Here is a 17,395-nt window from a genome sequence, read left to right as displayed (position 1 = left end):
GCTAGTTATTTTTTACTCAACTTGCCTCGCACATAGCTCGCATCGAACAGGAATAACCGCAGCAGCAAATATAGGGAAGGCACCAGCACAAGCAGCCCGAGCAGGAAGACAATGACGAGCGCAAGCGCCATCGATTCGTTGGTGAAATGCTCATGCAGTGTCAGGTAAGGCACAAGTATATACGGCAGATGCGATTTCCCATAGCCAAAGAAGGCAAAGCCGAACTGGAGCATAACCATCACGAAGGATAGTTGAAGCCGACTTCGTTTCCAGACCAGATAGACAGCGATCACATAACAGATGAACGATGCGATGAAGAACCAGGCATTATCGACCATTTTATTGAAATGGTCTAGATTATGCCGCTGAATCGCGAAGAAGACCCACAAGCTGCACAGAATGGTCGGCACAGACCAGAACAGCGCATAGCTGCGCAGAATATCCAAGGCTTCTTTGTCCTTGGCTTTGGCGGCGTAGTACGTCAAGAACATGGCCGAGATGTACAAGACGCTGACGATCGCTAAGACAACGACGGACCAGGAGTAAGCACTCGTGAATAGCGCATGATAGTCGAGCGAAACGACGCCTCCCTGCTCATGAATGTATCCACCTTCGGACAAGGTCAGCACAATCGACAGCGATGCGGGAATGAGCAATCCACTAACGCCATAGAGGAACATATAGAATTTATTGTTGCGGTTCCCATATTGGCTGTAGACATAGTAGACGCCTCGTATCGCTAACAGAACAATCGCAATACTCCCTGGGACGAGTAAGGAAGTCCCATAATAATAGGCCGTTTCCGGGAAGAAGCCGATAATGCCGACGAAGAAGAAGACAAGGAAGACATTCGTTACTTCCCATACTGGCGTAAGGTATCGTTCGACGATCGGATGAATACGATGCCGCTTACCGGTAATGAGACTGAAGAAGCTATAGAAGCCTGCTCCAAAATCAATCGAAGCGACGATAAGATACCCGTATAGAAAGATCCACAGCACTGTAATCCCCAAGATTTCGTAACTCATGCCTTAGAGCCCCCTCCCTTCAATTCTTCCTCTGCGGGATGATGTTTGAACATTCTTCGCAGCACATAGGCGCTGCTCACGCCGAGGATGAGGTATAATCCCGCGAAGATCCAGAGCATTAGATCCACATGTTCTGACTTGGTGGCTCCTTGGACTGTCTTCATGAAGCCAACGAGGATCCAAGGCTGCCGTCCGACTTCCGTATAGATCCATCCGGCTTCGATCGAGATGACCGAGAGCGGAGCACCAACAACAATCAAGGACAACAGCAGCTTGTTCAATGGCCTTGCGGATTCACCAGACTTGCGCCGACGCCGCATGGCGATGACATACCAGAGGCCGATGAACAACAAGAGCATGCCGATGGAGACCATCAAATCGAACATATAGTGAATCCACAGCGGCGGCTGAAGGTCTTTCGGCGTTTCATCCAGACCTTGGACTTCAGCACTCGGCAGCCCGTGAGAAAGAATACTCAAGGCATAAGGGATCTTCAGTGCATAATGGACCTGATTCTGATCATCCAAAATCCCGCCGACAATGAGCGGGGCGTAACGCTCTGTCTTGAAATGCCACTCCCCTGCAGCGAGCTTCTCCGGTTGGTAGGCAGCTAGATATTTGCCTGACAAATCCCCAATCAGAATCGTTGCTAAGGAGAAGATAAGCCCAGCGACCATTGTGATTTTCAGCGCTTTGCGATAGTAGACATGGTTCTTGCCCTTGAGAAGCGCCATCGCTGCCATCGCACCGAGAATGAATGAAGCCGTAACATACGCGGTCGCTAATACATGCGCAGCTTTAGTTGGCATTGATGCGGTGAACATCGCCAGGAACGGCTGAACATCGGTCAGCTTTCCTGTATCTGAGATGTTGAACCCGCGTGGGGTGTTCATGAACGCATTGACACACGTAATGAAGAAAGCAGACCCCGATGAACCGATAACGACGGGGATCAGCAGCATGAAATGTTTCATCGGATTGCGGAATCGATTCCACGTATAGAGGTAGATTCCTAGGAAAATCGCTTCAATGAAGAACGCGAACGTCTCCATAAAGAGCGGCAAAGCGATCGATTGCCCTGCGACAAGCATGAAGCTTGGCCACAACAGACTCAGCTGCAGTCCAATGGCTGTTCCGGTGACGACCCCTACCGCGACAGTAATGGTATACCCGCGTGCCCAACGCCTTGCGAGCAATAGATAATGAGGATCCTTACGCTTAATTCCCATCCACTCCGCAAGCGCAATGAGCATTGGGACGCCTACCCCAATCGTGGCATAGATAATGTGGAATGCGAGCGTAAGCGTTGTGAGCATTCGGCTGTAGATGACGGGATCATAGTGACTCATGGGCGTGCAGCCTCCTTATAACAACCATTTCATCAGCATTCGTGCGAGAGCGAGCAGCATGATGACGGCTACGACGAGGCAGAGCTTGATGAGACGTTGTTCTTGTTTATGGACGGTATGAGTTGATTTGTGATGGGTCACTTTTGCACCTCTATTCGATTTGGGAATAGGAACTTAGAATCATTCTTCGATCGTAATTTGCCCAAATTTTACACTTTTAGTACAAAGTGCAGCTCTTCATTTAATAGTTGGATGGTAAATTGGTTAGCAAAAGCAAAGAATGCGAGGAACAGCGATGTCAAAAGTACTGATGATTCATAAATTTATTACTGTACCTAGCGTACTCTCGCCAAATCAACCCTGCCGTGAAGTAGTCCAGATGATCCATCGCGGAATCGACAGCGAATGCCTTGTTGTCTGCAATGAGACGACCAATGAGCCGATGGGGCTCGTGATGAAAGATCGATTTTTCAGATTCTTAGGGAAGAAGTATGGCGCAGATCTGTATTACGAAAAACCAATCGCACAGATCATGGATCCCAATCCATTGATCGTGGATATACATATAGGACCGCAAGAGATGATAGATAAGGCGTTAAATCGCGAGGAAAAGCATATGTATGACTGCGTGATCGTAACGAGTCAGGGGCAATTCGTAGGAGTTCTAACCGTAGGCGTACTTCTACACATTTCGAGAATGCAGCAGCAGCAATCGATCCAAGATCAGCTTGGAATCGCCCATAGTATGGAGGAGAGAATTGATCAGATTCACGCTTCCGTTGAAGAGGTGGCGAGTGCAGCGGATCAAGGGATGAAGCAGTCCGAGGAAATGGTGCATTTAACGCTTCAAGGCAAAAGCGAATTGGACAAAGTCTCGAAGCTTTTTCAACATTTTGCGATACAGGCAGAGAGGCAAGAGAAACAGATTGATACCTTGCAGCAGAAGACAAGCTCGGTAACGGAGATTTCTCATTTTATCCGTGAAATTGCAGAGAAGAGTAATCTGCTGGCCGTGAATGCAGCGATCGAAGCGGCGAGAGCTGGAGAACATGGGAAAGGATTCGCTGTCGTGGCTGCCGAGGTACGGAAGTTAGCCGATGAGACCAAACGTTCCGCATTAGCGATTACCGAAATGATCGAACAGATCGCGGAGGCAGTGACAAGTACGGTGCGCGATGTTCAGAGCGGGCGGGAAGAGACGGCGAATAGCGCATTGCTCGTTACCGAGGCCAAGGATCTATTCGAGAAGTTGTCTCACGCCGCGGAAGAGAATCGGTTGCAAGCGTCGGATATCAGGCATCAATCGGTTATTGCAGATAAGAAGACATCCGAAGTGACAAGATCGCTGTCTCAAATCGTTGAACAATTGCGGAAGACAAGCTAATCGCTTACCGTGTTCATGAAAACTTAACAAAAACTCAAAATTTACAATCCGTTAACAAACTCTATCAATTGTCTTAACATTCGAATCTTATGATACAGCTATAGAAGTTATTCAATCAACTAGAGGAGTGGTTAATTTGCTACACAAGAATAAAAAAAGCTACATGATGTTGGTCATGTTATTAATCGTAGCCGTTGCACTTGCAGCATGCGGCGGAGGTAAGAAGGAAGAAGCAGGAGCAGGTACAACAGATACAGGAACTGAGGCAGCAGCATTATCCGGTACGATTGAAATTGACGGTTCTAGCACGGTGTTCCCATTAACAGAAGCTGCAGCAGAGGAATTCGGTAAAGAAAATTCTGGCGTTCGCGTATCGGTTGGTACAGCAGGTACAGGCGGTGGATTTAAGAGATTCATTAAAGGCGAGATTGCGATGAGCAATGCATCCCGTCCGATCAAGGATAAAGAGGCTGAAGAAGCAAAAGCAGCAGGTATCGATTATAAAGAATTAGAAGTGGCTTATGACGGTCTATCGATTGTTGTCAACAAAGAGAATACTTGGGTAGACAAATTGACACTCGACGAATTGAAGAAGATCTATGGTCCAGAAGCAACGGCGAAGACTTGGGCAGATGTACGCGCTGGCTGGCCGGCAGATCCGATCAAAATTTACTCGCCAGGGTCTGAGCATGGCACATTCGATTACTTCACAGAAGTGATTAACGGTAAAGCACAAGAAAGCCGTAACGATAAGCAAATTACATTCGCAGCAGATACGAACTCAATTGTGTCTGGTGTTGAAGGCGACAAAGCGTCCATTGGCTACTTCGGATTCTCCTTCTATGAAGAGAACCAAGATAAACTGAAACTTGTCCCAATTGATAACGGAACGGCAGTTGTATCTCCATCGGCAGAGACGATTAAAGATAATTCTTATGCGCCGCTATCCCGTCCGCTTTACGTATACCTGAACACGAAAGCTCTTGAGAAACCAGAAGTTAAAGCATTCACAGAATACTATTTGAAAAATGTAGCTAACTTCGCGCAAGAAGTAGGATTCATCGCTCTTCCACAAGAGAAATACGACGAGCAAATTGCATCGCTTAACAAGTAGATTGATATAGAAATGAGGCATACACCATGAACCAAGCGAAGGAACGCCCAGGCATTACCAGCATCTCCTTCAAAAATAAGAAGACGTACATCCTAGATCGTGCGATGCCCCTATTCCTATTCTTATGTGCAGCGGTCTCGATTGTAACTACAATCGGGATCGTCTACACGTTGTTATCCGAGACGGTTGATTTCTTCCGTAAAATCCCGATCTTTGATTTCATCTTCGGAACGAATTGGAGTCCGCTCATCGCACCAAAAGCATTCGGAATTCTTCCACTGCTGAGCGGTACGATGTTAATTACGATCATTGCATGTCTATTCGCGATTCCCGTAGGTCTAGCATGTGCCATTTATCTGAGTGAATATGCACCAACGAGAGTGCGAAAAATTGTGAAGCCGGTGCTGGAAGTGTTGGCAGGCGTTCCAACGATTGTTTATGGGTACTTTGCACTGACCTTTGTAACGCCGCTCATTCGTACGATTTTCCCGGATACAGGTGTGTTCAACGCATTGAGTGCTGGTCTTGTTGTCGGTATTATGATTATTCCGATGGTCTCTTCTCTTAGTGAAGACGCAATGCAGGCCGTACCGCGCAGTTTGCGCAACGGGGCTTATGCACTTGGCGCCACACGATTTGAAGTCGCGCTTAAGGTCGTCGTGCCTGCAGCGTTCTCTGGTATCGTATCTTCTGCCGTTCTCGCCTTCTCGAGAGCGATTGGGGAGACGATGATCGTCGCTGTAGCCGCAGGAGCAACCCCGAAGCTAACGTTCAACCCGCTGGAGAGCATTCAGACGATGACAGGATATATCGTACAAGTAAGCCTTGGGGATATTCCGCACGGATCAATCGAGTATGGAACGATTTATGCCGTTGGGATGGCGCTCTTTGTCATTACATTCTTATTGAACATTCTAGCCCTATGGGTCGCGAGACGGTTCAGGGAGGAGTACTAAGCCGATGAGTATTTTACAAGATGCCAACAGAGAACAGATTAGCCGTAGACGTAAGACGGACTGGGTGCTTCATATCCTCTTCGTCGCAGCGACAGCCATTGGTGTGCTTGCGCTCATGGCGCTCCTCGTGAACATTATGATGGATGGCCTGTCGAGGTTGTCTCCGGATTTGTTCACGAACTACCCGTCACGGATGGCTTCGAAGGCGGGGCTCAAATCCGCGATTGTAGGATCCATTTATATGGTGCTGATCATGACGCCGCTCTCATTCATTTTAGGTGTCGGCGCAGCCATTTACTTGGAAGAATATGCGAATAAGAACTGGTTTACACGCTTAATTCAGTTAAACATCAGTACGTTAGCAGGTGTACCTTCGATTGTTTACGGCATCTTAGGCCTTACGATCTTCGTACGCGGGATGCATTTGGAACGGAGCTTGTTGTCCGGGGCGTTGACGATGACACTCCTGATCCTTCCGATCATCATCGTATCTTCGCAAGAAGCGCTGCGCGCCGTGCCAAGACAACGCAGGGATGCTTCCTTTGCGCTTGGTGCGACACGGTGGCAGACAGTTTCCGGTTCCGTGTTGCCATCAGCCATGCCGGGGATTATGACAGGTGTCATTCTTGCTCTATCTCGTGCGATTGGTGAGACGGCTCCGCTTGTCATGATCGGTGCGCTTACATTCGTTGCATTTTTGCCAAATGGGATTATGGATTCATTTACGGTTATGCCGATTCAGATCTTTAACTGGATTTCGAGACCGCAGGAGGCGTTCCATGAACTTGCTGCCGCAGGGATCATTCTATTATTAGGCTTGCTGCTTATCATGAACTTCTCGGCGATCCTACTCAGAAACAAATATTCTAAGAACCTGTAATCAATCGAAGCCAGCTGCAATTAAAGGAGAGAAGAAACGTATGAATACGTTGATCGATATTAAAAAATTGAATTTGTATTATGGCACGTACCACGCGCTGAAAGATGTATCCCTTACGATTCCGGAGAAAGCGGTCACCGCGTTTATCGGACCGTCCGGATGCGGTAAATCGACATTGCTTCGCACATTGAACCGTATGAATGACATGATTGCCGGAACGAAAATTGAAGGCGCCGTGGAAATTACCGGTACGGATATTTATAGCAATGAGGTGGATGTCGAGACACTTCGCAAAAAAGTCGGGATGGTGTTCCAGCAGCCGAATCCATTTCCTAAATCGATCTACGACAATATTGCATACGGTCCGAGATTGCATGGTATTCGTAACAAACAGAAGCTTGATGAGATCGTAGAGCAGAGCTTGCGCCAATCGGTATTGTGGGATGAAGTCAAAGACTATTTGAAGCGTTCCGCGTTCAGTCTCTCCGGCGGTCAACAGCAGCGTCTATGTATTGCACGCGCGCTTGCTGTCAATCCAGATATTCTCTTGATGGATGAAGCGACGTCGGCCCTTGACCCGATCTCGACACTAAAAATCGAAGAGCTGGTCCAAGAGCTGAAAGATCGTTATACGATTGTAATGGTAACGCACAACATGCACCAAGCTGCGCGTGTATCCGATCAGACGGTATTCTTCTTGAACGGAGAAGTCGTTGAGTTCGCGCCAACAGAGCAATTATTCTCGAATCCATCGGACCAACGTACCGAGGACTATATTACAGGACGTTTCGGTTAATCATCCGATAACGAAGCGTAGGAGGAGACAGCAATGCCTAGAAAAGAATTTGATTCAGGGCTGAATGAACTGACGAAGCTGCTAGAAGCGATGGGCAATGAAACAGAACAAATGCTGAAAGAATCGATCGAATCGCTGCAACGTCTGGATGTCGAGCACGCACGTGCGCTGATTGCCCGCGATTCCGAGATCAATCATATGGAGGAACGCATCTTGGATGTGGGCTCGAAGTTGATTCTGACACAGCAGCCCGTTGCCAAGGATTTGCGCCGTATTCTCGTGGCGTTCAAAATCTCCAGCGATCTAGAGCGTATGGCGGACTTATCCGTGGATATCGCGAAGGTTGTCGTACGACTGGAAGGACAGAAGCTCGTGAAGCCATTGATCGATATTCCGCGGATGGGCGAGATCGTGGAACAGATGATCTTCGAATCCATTCGTGCGTACATGGAAGAGAACGTGGATCTGGCTTATAAAATGTCTAAAGACGATGACGCTGTCGATCAGCTCTACAGCCAAATCGTGCGTGAGTTGTTCACGTTGATGGTAGAAGATCCGAAGACGGTATCCCAAGCGATGCTGTTAACGTTCGTTGGACGTTATATCGAGCGGATCGCGGATCATGCGACCAATATTGGCGAGAGCGTCGTGTTCTTGGTAACAGGGAAGCGCCCGGAACTCAATTAGTAGAAATCCCCTTGTGCTTGTTGGCAAGGGGATTTTTGTTGTATTCGGGGAGGGATGCGAGCAAGCCAGGTGGAGGGGTATCGGCTGAAGTAGCTCGGGAGGCTGGGTGTATCCGATTTCGCCGCTGTTGTCATGAGGGAACGTTGAATTGAACGGTTAGGGTATGTTCCCTCATGACAAAGGCGGACGCTGTCGCTCTGCATCGAATACACCCATGCCTCTGTATCTTCAGCATTTAGCTTAGCAAGCAAAAATCCCCATGCCAAAGAGTGCAAGGGGAAGAGGGGTGAAAGACGTGCTAACGAATCGTAGTCACACTATTCGTTCCCAAATGAACGATATGGCGAGCTAACGAATCTGAGATACGCTATTGTGCTCGAAATGAGCGAAAACAGGCTCAGAAGTAAGGAATAACGTGTCACCGATTCGTTAGAATTTCAAAATGCCTATTTTGGGGCAAATAGCGAATCTAGGGTTCGTTAGCCGCTAGTACGATGACAATAGATGCAACAACTTACGGATCGTATGGGAAAATTTGTGATAATAAGCTATGCTATACCTAAGGGGGATTTTCCCTGCATTTCATTCGAACGAGGAGGTACCCTGATGAAGAAGCGGCATGTCTTTCTATTCCTGCTTATCATTTCGATCATCTGGCTCGCGAGAGATCACCTGAACCAATCGTTTGGTGAATTAACTTTTCGAGCATTCGGGATGTCGCCGTGGTCCGAAGGGACGCAAGGTCTGCACATCCCCAATAGCATAGGACTCATGGTGCTGCTCATCGGATTCATCGGCGTCGTTAACAGTTACCGTACCATCTATCCGAAGATCTTTAGCCGACTTTTGATAGGTGTTATTCTGTTGTTTGCTGCGATACCGTGGGTGACGGAGCATGTGATGTACCTCGCCCATTACAATGCTAAGGACACAGGCACCATCCAAGTCGTAACGAAGGATCGACGAGCTTACATTGAACGTAATGAAGCGGGTGATGTGACCATTCGCTCCCAAGAATTCAAGATTTACAACTATGGGCAAGCGACACGGATGAAGGTCATACCTCTCACACACGATACAGAATGGCGCGAGGTAACCTTCGATCCCTTTGAACTCCAGGTGGAGCCGCACACCCAAGCAACTTTTGACACGACGTTTAAGGGCACGGATGTCAAGGGGGCTGCGTATAGTCACGATAGTCTCATCGATATCCAAGTCATCTCGGTGGAGTAACCTCTCGTATGCTCGATACGTTAAACCAACGTCGCACGATCCTTCGAGAAGAAGCCTGAGATCGCATAATATGCAGCGCCGAGCAGTGTAGAGCGGGTCTCCAGTTGTGCGAATCGTATGGTGGTCTGTTTGCGGTGATAGGAGAGCGAGCGTGCCGCCACCGTCTGTTGAATCGCGCTTGTGATATAACGTTCCGCTCGAGAGATTTGATTCCCGATGATGATGAGTTCCGGATTAAACGTGTTGATAATCGTACTGATGCCGATTCCGAGATATTCGCCGATGTCATAGAATCCGCGGATGCCATCCGCTTCCCCTTCCGTTGCCATGCGAAGCAAGGTCTTAAAGTCATAGTCCGGATGTGCGCTTGACGAAGCATAAAGTTCCCAGCAGCCTTTGTTCCCGCAGCGGCATTTGCGCCCATTCGCCTCGATCGTCATATGTCCCATCTCACCCGATAAGCCGGCGGCACCGCGGAAGAGTTCTCCACCGATCATGATACCCGTCCCAATCCCTTCACTGACAGAGACATATACGATATTTGCTGCAGAGCGGCCAGCACCGTACTGCAGCTCGCCAACCGCGCCCGCATTCGCTTCATTATCGATTGTGACAGGGAGCTTGAATCGTTCGGATACGAGCGTATGCAGATCGACATGCTCCCAAGCCAGATTTGGCGCGAATAGAATTTGCCCCTTCTCATCGACGATGCCAGGCACGCCGATCCCAATGCCGACAACGCCATAGCGAGAGGAAGGTGCTCGCTCGATCATCGCTTGGATCGCTGCGAAGAGCACCTCGATGACCCGCTCGCTGTCTGTCGTCGGAAGGGGGAGTTGATCTTCTTCGATCATCTCTCCATTTAGATTCGTTAATATTGTTCGAACGCGTGTGACGCCAAGCTCAACGCCAATCGCATAGCCGGCTGTCTCATGGAACAACAGCATGACGGGCTTGCGGCCGCCGCTTGATTTTCCCATCCCAATCTCGAGAATAAGGCCATTGTCTATTAGCTCTTGCACTAGACTCGAGACGGTCCCTTTATTTAGTCCGGTCATTTTGGACACGGCTGCGCGGGAAATAGGGGAGTGCTCCCGGATTGTATCGAGCACGATGGATTTATTTATTTTTTTGACAAGAAATTGATCACCTGTAGTCTTCATGCTACCTCCTGAGTCGCTACTGTTCGTACATTCGATAGATTAATTTTATTTACTTACTATAACATATCAACGTATCGAATCGACAGGTTCATACTTTTTTCAACAAAAAAGAGAAAATCAAATAACTTAGTTTAACCGATAGACAAACTAAGTGTGTGAATATATACTGAACCTATAAAGCAATTATCTTACCCTATGGAGGATATGATCATGACGTATTTCGAAGGCATTTCCCAAATCGCTTATGAAGGCAGAGGTTCGAAGAACCCGTTGGCATTTAAGCATTACAACCCGAAGGAATTGGTTGCAGGCAAGACGATGGAGGAGCATCTACGTTTCGCCGTTGCGTACTGGCATACGTTCACCGCCAATGGGACAGATCCATTCGGAGCAGGAACGATGGTACGGAATTGGGACCGTTACACGGGGCTTGACCTTGCCAAAGCGCGAGCAGAAGCTTCTTTCGAATTTATCACGAAGCTTGGTGTACCGTTCTTTGCTTTTCATGATCGGGATATTGCACCGGAAGGCGCAACGCTGCAAGAGACGAATAAGAATCTTGATGTCATTGTTGCGATGATGAAGCAGTTCATGAAGGACTCAGGCGTGAAATTGCTGTGGAATACGCAGAACATGTTCACGAATCCGCGGTTCGTGCACGGTGCAGGGACGACCTCGAATGCGGATGTATACGCATATGCGGCAGCGCAGGTGAAGAAAAGCCTTGAAATCGGTAAAGAGCTAGGCGCGGAGAACTATGTATTCTGGGGCGGACGCGAAGGATACGAGACGCTGCTCAACACGGATATGAAGCTGGAATTGGATAATCTGGCGCATCTCTATCGGATGGCGATCGAATATGCGAAGGAAATCGGCTTTGACGCCCAATTCTTGATCGAGCCGAAGCCGAAGGAGCCGACGAAGCATCAATATGATTTTGACGCGGCGACGACGATGAACTTCCTCCGCACTTACGGCTTGCAAGATCATTTCAAATTGAATTTAGAAGCGAATCATGCGACACTTGCAGGACATACCTTTGAACATGAAATTCGTGTAGCCAGTATCAACGGCATGTTGGGGTCGCTCGATGCGAACCAAGGAGATATGCTCCTCGGCTGGGATACGGATGAGTTCCCGCAAGATTTGACGCAGACGACGTTAACGATGTATGAAGTCTTGAAGAACGGCGGCATTGGCCGAGGCGGCGTCAATTTCGATGCGAAGGTTCGTCGTGCATCCTTCGATCAGGAAGACCTGTTCTTCGCTCATATTGCGGGAATGGATGCTTATGCGAAAGGTTTGAAGGTAGCCGCTAAATTGATCGAAGACCGTGTGCTCGAAGAGGTTGTAGAGGGTCGTTATCGGTCCTTCCAAGTAGGGATTGGTGCAGAGATTGCATCGGGTAGGGCGACGTTGAAGTCGCTTGAAGTTTATGCATTCCAGAACCATCCGATCCGAAATGTGTCGGGTCGTCAGGAGCGGATTAAGGCGGTTGTGAACGAATATTTGTTGTCAGAGTAAGAAGCAGACCATAGGAGAGATGGCGATGAAATACGTAATCGGGGTTGACCTCGGCACAAGTGCCGTCAAGGCTCTGCTCGTCGATCAGAGTGGTCAGGTAGTCCATGAAGCGAGTGCGAATTACCCGTTATATCACGAACAATCCGGCTACAGTGAACAGCGTCCGGAGGATTGGATGCATGGGACAATCGCAGTCATGAAGCAGCTGCTCGACCTGGATCAGGTAAGCGCTGAAGACGTTGAAGGCATATCCTTCTCAGGTCAAATGCATGGCCTGGTTCTGCTGGATGCGAATCATCGGGTGCTGCGCAACGCGATTCTGTGGAATGATACGCGCACGACAACCGAATGCCGGTGGATCGAGGAACGGTTAGGACCGCTGCTGCTGGGTACGGCCCGCAATGCAGCGCTTGAAGGCTTCACGCTGCCTAAGCTGCTGTGGGTAAAGGCGCATGAGCCTGATCTTTATAAGAAGGCGGACGTATTCTTGTTGCCCAAGGATTATGTTCGCTACCGGATGACAGGCCATATCGCGCAGGAGTATTCGGATGCGGCAGGTACGCTGCTCTTAGACGTAGCGAACAAACGATGGAGTTCTGCGATATGCAGCGCCGTGGGTATCGAGGAACGGATATGCCCGCCGCTGGTTGAATCCCATGCGTGCGTCGGGACTGTGACGGCTGATTTTGCAGCCGCAACGGGACTCTCTGTCCATACCAAAGTGTATGCCGGGGGGGCAGATAATGCCTGCGGCGCGATTGGCGCCGGCATTCTGTCTGAAGGGAAGGCGATGTGTTCGATCGGCACGTCCGGTGTGATCTTGGCCTATGAGGCGAATCAGTCGCTGGATGTGGCAGGTAAGGTTCATTTCTTCAACCATGCGCAACAGGATGCTTATTATGCGATGGGCGTGACACTCGCGGCCGGCTATTCCTTGCAGTGGTACCATGATACGTTCTGCAAGACGCAGTCGTTCCCAGAGATGCTGCAAGGTATGGCATCCGTCGATGTGGGGGCCAAAGGCTTGCTGTTCACGCCTTATCTTGTAGGAGAGCGCACACCGCATCCGGATGCGAATATTCGGGGCTCGTTCATTGGGATGGATGCCTCCCATACCGTGGAGCATTTTACGCGTGCTGTGGTAGAGGGTATCACCTTTTCGCTAAGAGAGTCGCTTGATATTTTGCGCGACGCAGGGAAGAAGATCGGTTCGATGATCTCGATCGGCGGCGGGGCGAAAAATGAAGCCTGGCTGCAGATGCAAGCGGATGTGTTCAATTGCGAGATCGTGAGGTTGACGAGCGAGCAAGGTCCAGGGATGGGAGCAGCCATGCTCGCCGCTTACGGCAGCGGCTGGTTCGACTCGCTGGAAGCCTGTGCGGATGCGTTCTTAAGACCTGCTCTGCGTTATCTGCCTGTCCCGGATCATGTCGCCAAGTATGATCAATTGTATCGACTATATCAACAAATCTATCAGCAGACGAGCGGCTTGTCTGAGTCATTAGCCGCATTTCGCTAACGAATTGCTATACCTCAAGCTCTAATCCAGCTTCATCTGGATTAGGGCTTTTTGTCGTGAAACTGCAGAACTCGAATTTTGTGGCTTTTACAAGAAATTTGTATGATTTTGTCTAATGAAAGCCAATTAATCCCTTGTCAAATATATGAAATCGCTATAAGATTAAATACGAACAATATTTCAATTTTGAACATTTGTGCCAGAAAGGGGAATTTTCAGCATGACTGATATCGCAGAAGAAAGAACGAGGTTACTCGTCAAAGTGAGCCATTTGTACTACATGGATGGTCTCAACCAACAAGAAATTGCGGAGAGACTCGGAATTTCCAGACCGCAGATCAGTCGCATGTTAAGTGCTGCGAAAGCGCAAGGAATCGTACAGATTTCCATTCGCAACCCGTACTCTGAGGAACAGGTGTATGAGAGGGTGATTGCCGAAACCTTCGGAATCCATGATGTCATCATTATTCAGATGCCGGAAGAAGAACAGCATTTGATCGATTTGAAGCTTGCAAGAGCGGGCGCGGCTTTGCTTGAATCCGTACTGAAAGACTATGACACCGTTGGGATCATGGCAGGGAGAACCGTCTCGGAGCTCAGCAAGGAACTGAATTATTTCAGCCGCAAGCATATGCAGATCGTTCCGTTGATCGGAGGTTGGGGTGCTGAAGGCGCAACATGGCATGCGAATTCGAATGCACGCGTCATTGGAGAGAAGTTGAAGGCAAAGTATATGCAGCTCAATGCACCCGCAGTTGTTGGGTCCAAGGAAGTGCGCGATACGATTATAAATGAGCCGGAGATATCGAAGGTCGTGGACATGTGGGATCAGGTAAATGTGGCTGTCGTAGGGATCAGTCAAGTGACCGACGAGGCTTCTGTTGTGAAGTTTGGGTATTTTGGCACGAAGGAAATGAATGAGATCAAGTCTATGGGCGCGGTCGGCGGTATCTGTACTTCGTTTCTAGACGAGCAGGGTCATGTGATAACCTATCCATCTGAACAGCGAATGATCGGCATGAATGCGGAGTCATTGCGGCGTATACCGAATGTGATCGCAACCGCGAGCGGTATGGATAAAGTCCCAGCCATTTGCTCTGTCTTGCGAGGGAAATGGGTTAATGTGCTCGTCACAGATATGGCTACGGCCAAGGCTGTGCTCGAGTGGCATCATGCACATCCCGTTACATAGATCATATCAAGAGAAATGATTAGGGGGAAAAATAATGAAGAAGGCAGTATCCGTGTTATTATCGATCATTTTCATCATTAGTCTTGCAGCATGCTCAGGCGGAAATTCTAGCAAAGATGGCGAGAAAAGCGTGTCGATCATGACGCCATTCCTATCATCCGTAACGACGAACGAGATGGTAGAAGCACTGAAGAAGCAAGCTGCTGACCATGGCTGGAAAGCCAATGTCATTGATACGAAAGGCGATGTAGGCCAATTAGCTAGCCGGATGGAGGACGTAATTGCGAGCAAGACGGATGCCATTATCATCGTAAGTACAGACCCGAATCAATTGAAAGCACAGATTGCGTCTGCAAAAGAAAAGAACATCCCAGTCTTGGGCTGTGACTCCGGTTATATCGATGGCATGACAATGAACGCGACAAGCGATAATACGGAAATGTCAAAAATGATTACAACGCATTTGTTCGATACGATCGGTAAAAAAGGGAACTTGGTTGCGTTAACGTATCGTGCGCATCCGGGTGTACTGAAGCGTACGCTTTTCCTAGACCAAATGCTTAGCGAGAATCCAGATGTGAAGAAAGTAACAGAAATGCAAGTGGAAGTGCCAGGACCAATTGAGAGCGCACGTAAACAAATGGAGAGCTTGCTGCTCGCAAACAAAGAGCCAGGTTCAATCACAGCGGTATGGACAGGATGGGACGAGCCGGCAATCGGTGCAGCGCAAGCGATCGAAGCATCTGGTCGTAAAGATATCGTCGTTATCGGTATCGACGGGAACAGCCAGGCGATTGAGATGATTAAGAAAGGCTCCCCGCTCATTGCAACCGTGAAGCAGAACTTCCCAGGCATGGCGGAGATCGTAGCGCAACAGCTTGATCTCGTATTCCAAGGCAAGCCGGTGGAAGGAACAGAATTGTACGCACCAGCAAGCTTAATTACAAAAGACCAAGGATAACACAAATGAAGGTAGAGCGGCTGGTCTCCAGCCGCTTTATTCCTTCCATGGCAGGAGGATGACCCTGATGTCACTGTTAGAAGTTCAACAACTGGATAAGAAATTCGGTCAGCATCACGCCCTCTCGGACATTTCCCTCTCGATTGCGCCAGGCGAAGTTGTAGGTCTAGTGGGGGAGAACGGCGCAGGCAAATCGACTTTCATCAAAATCATCACAGGTGTCTATACACCGGATGGCGGTCGCATCGCATGGAATGGACAAGCCGTTACGATTCATTCACCGCGTGATGCGCATCGTTTGGGCATTCATGTCATCCATCAAGAGCGGCATTTAATCCCTTCATTCTCAGGATATGAGAATCTATATCTTGGACTCGAGCTCCCACAGTTGAAATTCGGCCTTCGGATCAAGTGGAACCAGATGAAGGAACGCGCCGAGGCTGTGAAGAAAGAGCTTGGCATCGAGCTGGACTTGACGAAAACGGCGGAGGAGATGTCACCACCCGAGCGCACAATGCTGGAGCTCATGCGCATTATGATGCAGGATTGCAAGCTGTTAATTCTCGATGAACCGACAGCCTCGCTGACCGATCAGGAGACGGAAGTATTATTCCGCTTGATTAAGCGCATGACGGACCAAGGAACAGCGATTCTGTATGTCTCTCACCGGATGGAGGAAATTTTCCGTCTATCGGATCGAATTATCGTATTCCGGAACGGCAAGTGGGCAGGTACGTTGACACGGGAAGAAGCCGATATCAAGAAAGTGATTTCTTACATGACGGATACGGACTATCAAGGAACAACGGCTCAGACGCGCACGAATGCATTGCATGAGCCTGTACTTCTTGAAGTAAAGAACTTATCTACCGTCGATGGAACTGTAAGAGATTCCAGCTTCCGTGTTCACCGTGGCGAAATTGTAGGCATCTTCGGTCTGGCAGGCGCAGGGCGTACGGAATTGCTCGAAGCCATCTATGGCGTTCGGTCGATTCAGAGCGGCGACATGATGGTCTCAGGTCAATCGAAGCGAATTGCTTCACCGCAGCACGCGCTGGAGAACGGTATGGTATTGATTCCTGAGGATCGCAGATCGGAAGGTCTCGTGATGAGTCTGACAATTCGCGAGAACATGACACTGCCGCGTCTGAAGCATTACTCCTCAGGCGTCTATGTGCGGCAGCGGTTCGAGAAGAGTGAAGTGCGGCGTTTTATGGATCACATGAATGTCAAAGCAACATCCAGTGAGCAGAATGTATCTGAGCTTAGTGGAGGGAATCAGCAGAAAGTCGTCTTTGCTAAAGCGCTGATGAACAATCCGGAGATCTTCCTCTGCGATGAAGCGACACAAGCCGTCGACGTGATGACGCGTGAAGAAATTCACCGGCTGCTCCGTGAGCAAGCGCGTGATAAGCGCGGGGTGGTCTATGTCTCCTCGGATATTCACGAAATATTGGACTTGTGCGATCGGATTTACGTGCTGCGGGAGGGTTCCATCGTGGCCGAAGTGCCGGGAGATGAAGCCACATCCGAACAACTACTACAAATTTGCTATAATCGGTAATTCAAAAATTTACGTCACCTTTTTGATCTTTGGATTTTATCGATG

Annotated in this window: 16 protein-coding genes; 12 read left to right on the top strand and 4 right to left on the bottom strand. The window is 49.0% G+C overall.

The window, feature by feature from the left end:
- Positions 1-5: 5 nt before the first annotated feature.
- Genes GCU39_RS17140 through GCU39_RS32315 form a run of 3 tightly spaced genes read right to left on the bottom strand, consistent with a single transcriptional unit; the run spans position 6 to position 2,518 of the window.
- Positions 6-1,028 (bottom strand): cytochrome d ubiquinol oxidase subunit II, encoded by a 1,023-nt coding sequence (locus GCU39_RS17140; protein WP_152394632.1) that lies wholly within the window; start codon positions 1,026-1,028, stop codon positions 6-8.
- Positions 1,025-2,377 carry a cytochrome ubiquinol oxidase subunit I gene (locus GCU39_RS17135; protein ID WP_152394631.1) on the bottom strand — a complete coding sequence of 451 codons (1,353 nt, stop codon included), beginning with the start codon at positions 2,375-2,377 and terminating at the stop codon, positions 1,025-1,027. The genes GCU39_RS17140 and GCU39_RS17135 overlap by 4 nt, the downstream gene beginning before the upstream one ends.
- A 15-nt stretch (positions 2,378-2,392) precedes the next feature.
- Entirely contained in the window at positions 2,393-2,518 is a 126-nt protein-coding gene (locus tag GCU39_RS32315; protein ID WP_265333400.1) for a hypothetical protein, read from the bottom strand.
- A 169-nt stretch (positions 2,519-2,687) separates the two neighbouring features.
- On the opposite strand from GCU39_RS32315, the gene GCU39_RS17130 reads away from it, so the two are divergent.
- The 7 genes from GCU39_RS17130 (at position 2,688) to GCU39_RS17100 (ending at position 9,427) form a co-directional block, all read left to right on the top strand.
- On the top strand, positions 2,688-3,761 hold the full coding sequence (locus tag GCU39_RS17130) for a methyl-accepting chemotaxis protein (protein WP_193726522.1): 1,074 nt from the start codon (positions 2,688-2,690) through the stop codon (positions 3,759-3,761).
- Between the two features lie 163 nt (positions 3,762-3,924).
- Positions 3,925-4,875: a PstS family phosphate ABC transporter substrate-binding protein gene (locus GCU39_RS17125; protein ID WP_152394629.1), complete on the top strand. Its 951-nt coding sequence runs from the start codon at positions 3,925-3,927 to the stop codon at positions 4,873-4,875.
- A 26-nt stretch (positions 4,876-4,901) separates the two neighbouring features.
- Positions 4,902-5,831, top strand: coding sequence for a phosphate ABC transporter permease subunit PstC (gene pstC / locus GCU39_RS17120; RefSeq protein WP_152394628.1), 930 nt, complete (start codon positions 4,902-4,904; stop codon positions 5,829-5,831).
- A gap of 4 nt (positions 5,832-5,835) precedes the next feature.
- Positions 5,836-6,711, top strand: coding sequence for a phosphate ABC transporter permease PstA (gene pstA, locus GCU39_RS17115; RefSeq protein WP_152394627.1), 876 nt, complete (start codon positions 5,836-5,838; stop codon positions 6,709-6,711).
- Positions 6,712-6,751: 40 nt separating this feature from the next.
- Complete coding sequence (gene pstB, locus GCU39_RS17110; RefSeq protein WP_152394626.1) at positions 6,752-7,507, top strand: phosphate ABC transporter ATP-binding protein PstB; 756 nt, start codon at positions 6,752-6,754, stop codon at positions 7,505-7,507.
- A gap of 33 nt (positions 7,508-7,540) precedes the next feature.
- Complete coding sequence (phoU, locus tag GCU39_RS17105; protein WP_152394625.1) at positions 7,541-8,194, top strand: phosphate signaling complex protein PhoU; 654 nt, start codon at positions 7,541-7,543, stop codon at positions 8,192-8,194.
- A 606-nt stretch (positions 8,195-8,800) separates the two neighbouring features.
- A complete protein-coding gene (locus tag GCU39_RS17100) occupies positions 8,801-9,427 on the top strand; it encodes a hypothetical protein (RefSeq protein WP_152394624.1) in 627 nt (208 codons plus the stop codon).
- 20 nt (positions 9,428-9,447) lie between these two features.
- Here GCU39_RS17100 and GCU39_RS17095 read toward each other — a convergent pair whose 3' ends face one another.
- The gene (locus GCU39_RS17095) at positions 9,448-10,590 is read right to left on the bottom strand and encodes an ROK family transcriptional regulator (protein ID WP_152394623.1); all 1,143 of its coding nucleotides are present in this window, start codon (positions 10,588-10,590) and stop codon (positions 9,448-9,450) included.
- A 210-nt stretch (positions 10,591-10,800) separates the two neighbouring features.
- Between GCU39_RS17095 and xylA the strand changes: the two genes are divergently transcribed.
- From xylA to GCU39_RS17070, 5 genes are all read left to right on the top strand, one after another.
- Positions 10,801-12,114 carry a xylose isomerase gene (gene xylA, locus GCU39_RS17090; RefSeq protein WP_152394622.1) on the top strand — a complete coding sequence of 438 codons (1,314 nt, stop codon included), beginning with the start codon at positions 10,801-10,803 and terminating at the stop codon, positions 12,112-12,114.
- Between the two features lie 25 nt (positions 12,115-12,139).
- A complete protein-coding gene (xylB, locus tag GCU39_RS17085; RefSeq protein ID WP_152394621.1) occupies positions 12,140-13,633 on the top strand; it encodes a xylulokinase in 1,494 nt (497 codons plus the stop codon).
- A gap of 220 nt (positions 13,634-13,853) precedes the next feature.
- Positions 13,854-14,825 carry a sugar-binding transcriptional regulator gene (locus GCU39_RS17080; RefSeq protein ID WP_152394620.1) on the top strand — a complete coding sequence of 324 codons (972 nt, stop codon included), beginning with the start codon at positions 13,854-13,856 and terminating at the stop codon, positions 14,823-14,825.
- 34 nt (positions 14,826-14,859) lie between these two features.
- The gene (locus tag GCU39_RS17075; protein ID WP_152394619.1) at positions 14,860-15,786 is read left to right on the top strand and encodes a sugar ABC transporter substrate-binding protein; all 927 of its coding nucleotides are present in this window, start codon (positions 14,860-14,862) and stop codon (positions 15,784-15,786) included.
- Between the two features lie 67 nt (positions 15,787-15,853).
- On the top strand, positions 15,854-17,350 hold the full coding sequence (locus GCU39_RS17070) for a sugar ABC transporter ATP-binding protein (RefSeq protein ID WP_193726521.1): 1,497 nt from the start codon (positions 15,854-15,856) through the stop codon (positions 17,348-17,350).
- The last annotated feature ends 45 nt before the right edge of the window (positions 17,351-17,395 follow it).

The sequence above is a fragment of the Paenibacillus guangzhouensis genome (assembly GCF_009363075.1).
GTDB lineage: Bacteria > Bacillota > Bacilli > Paenibacillales > Paenibacillaceae > Paenibacillus_K > Paenibacillus_K guangzhouensis.
This window is presented reverse-complemented; position numbering and strand designations above follow the sequence as displayed.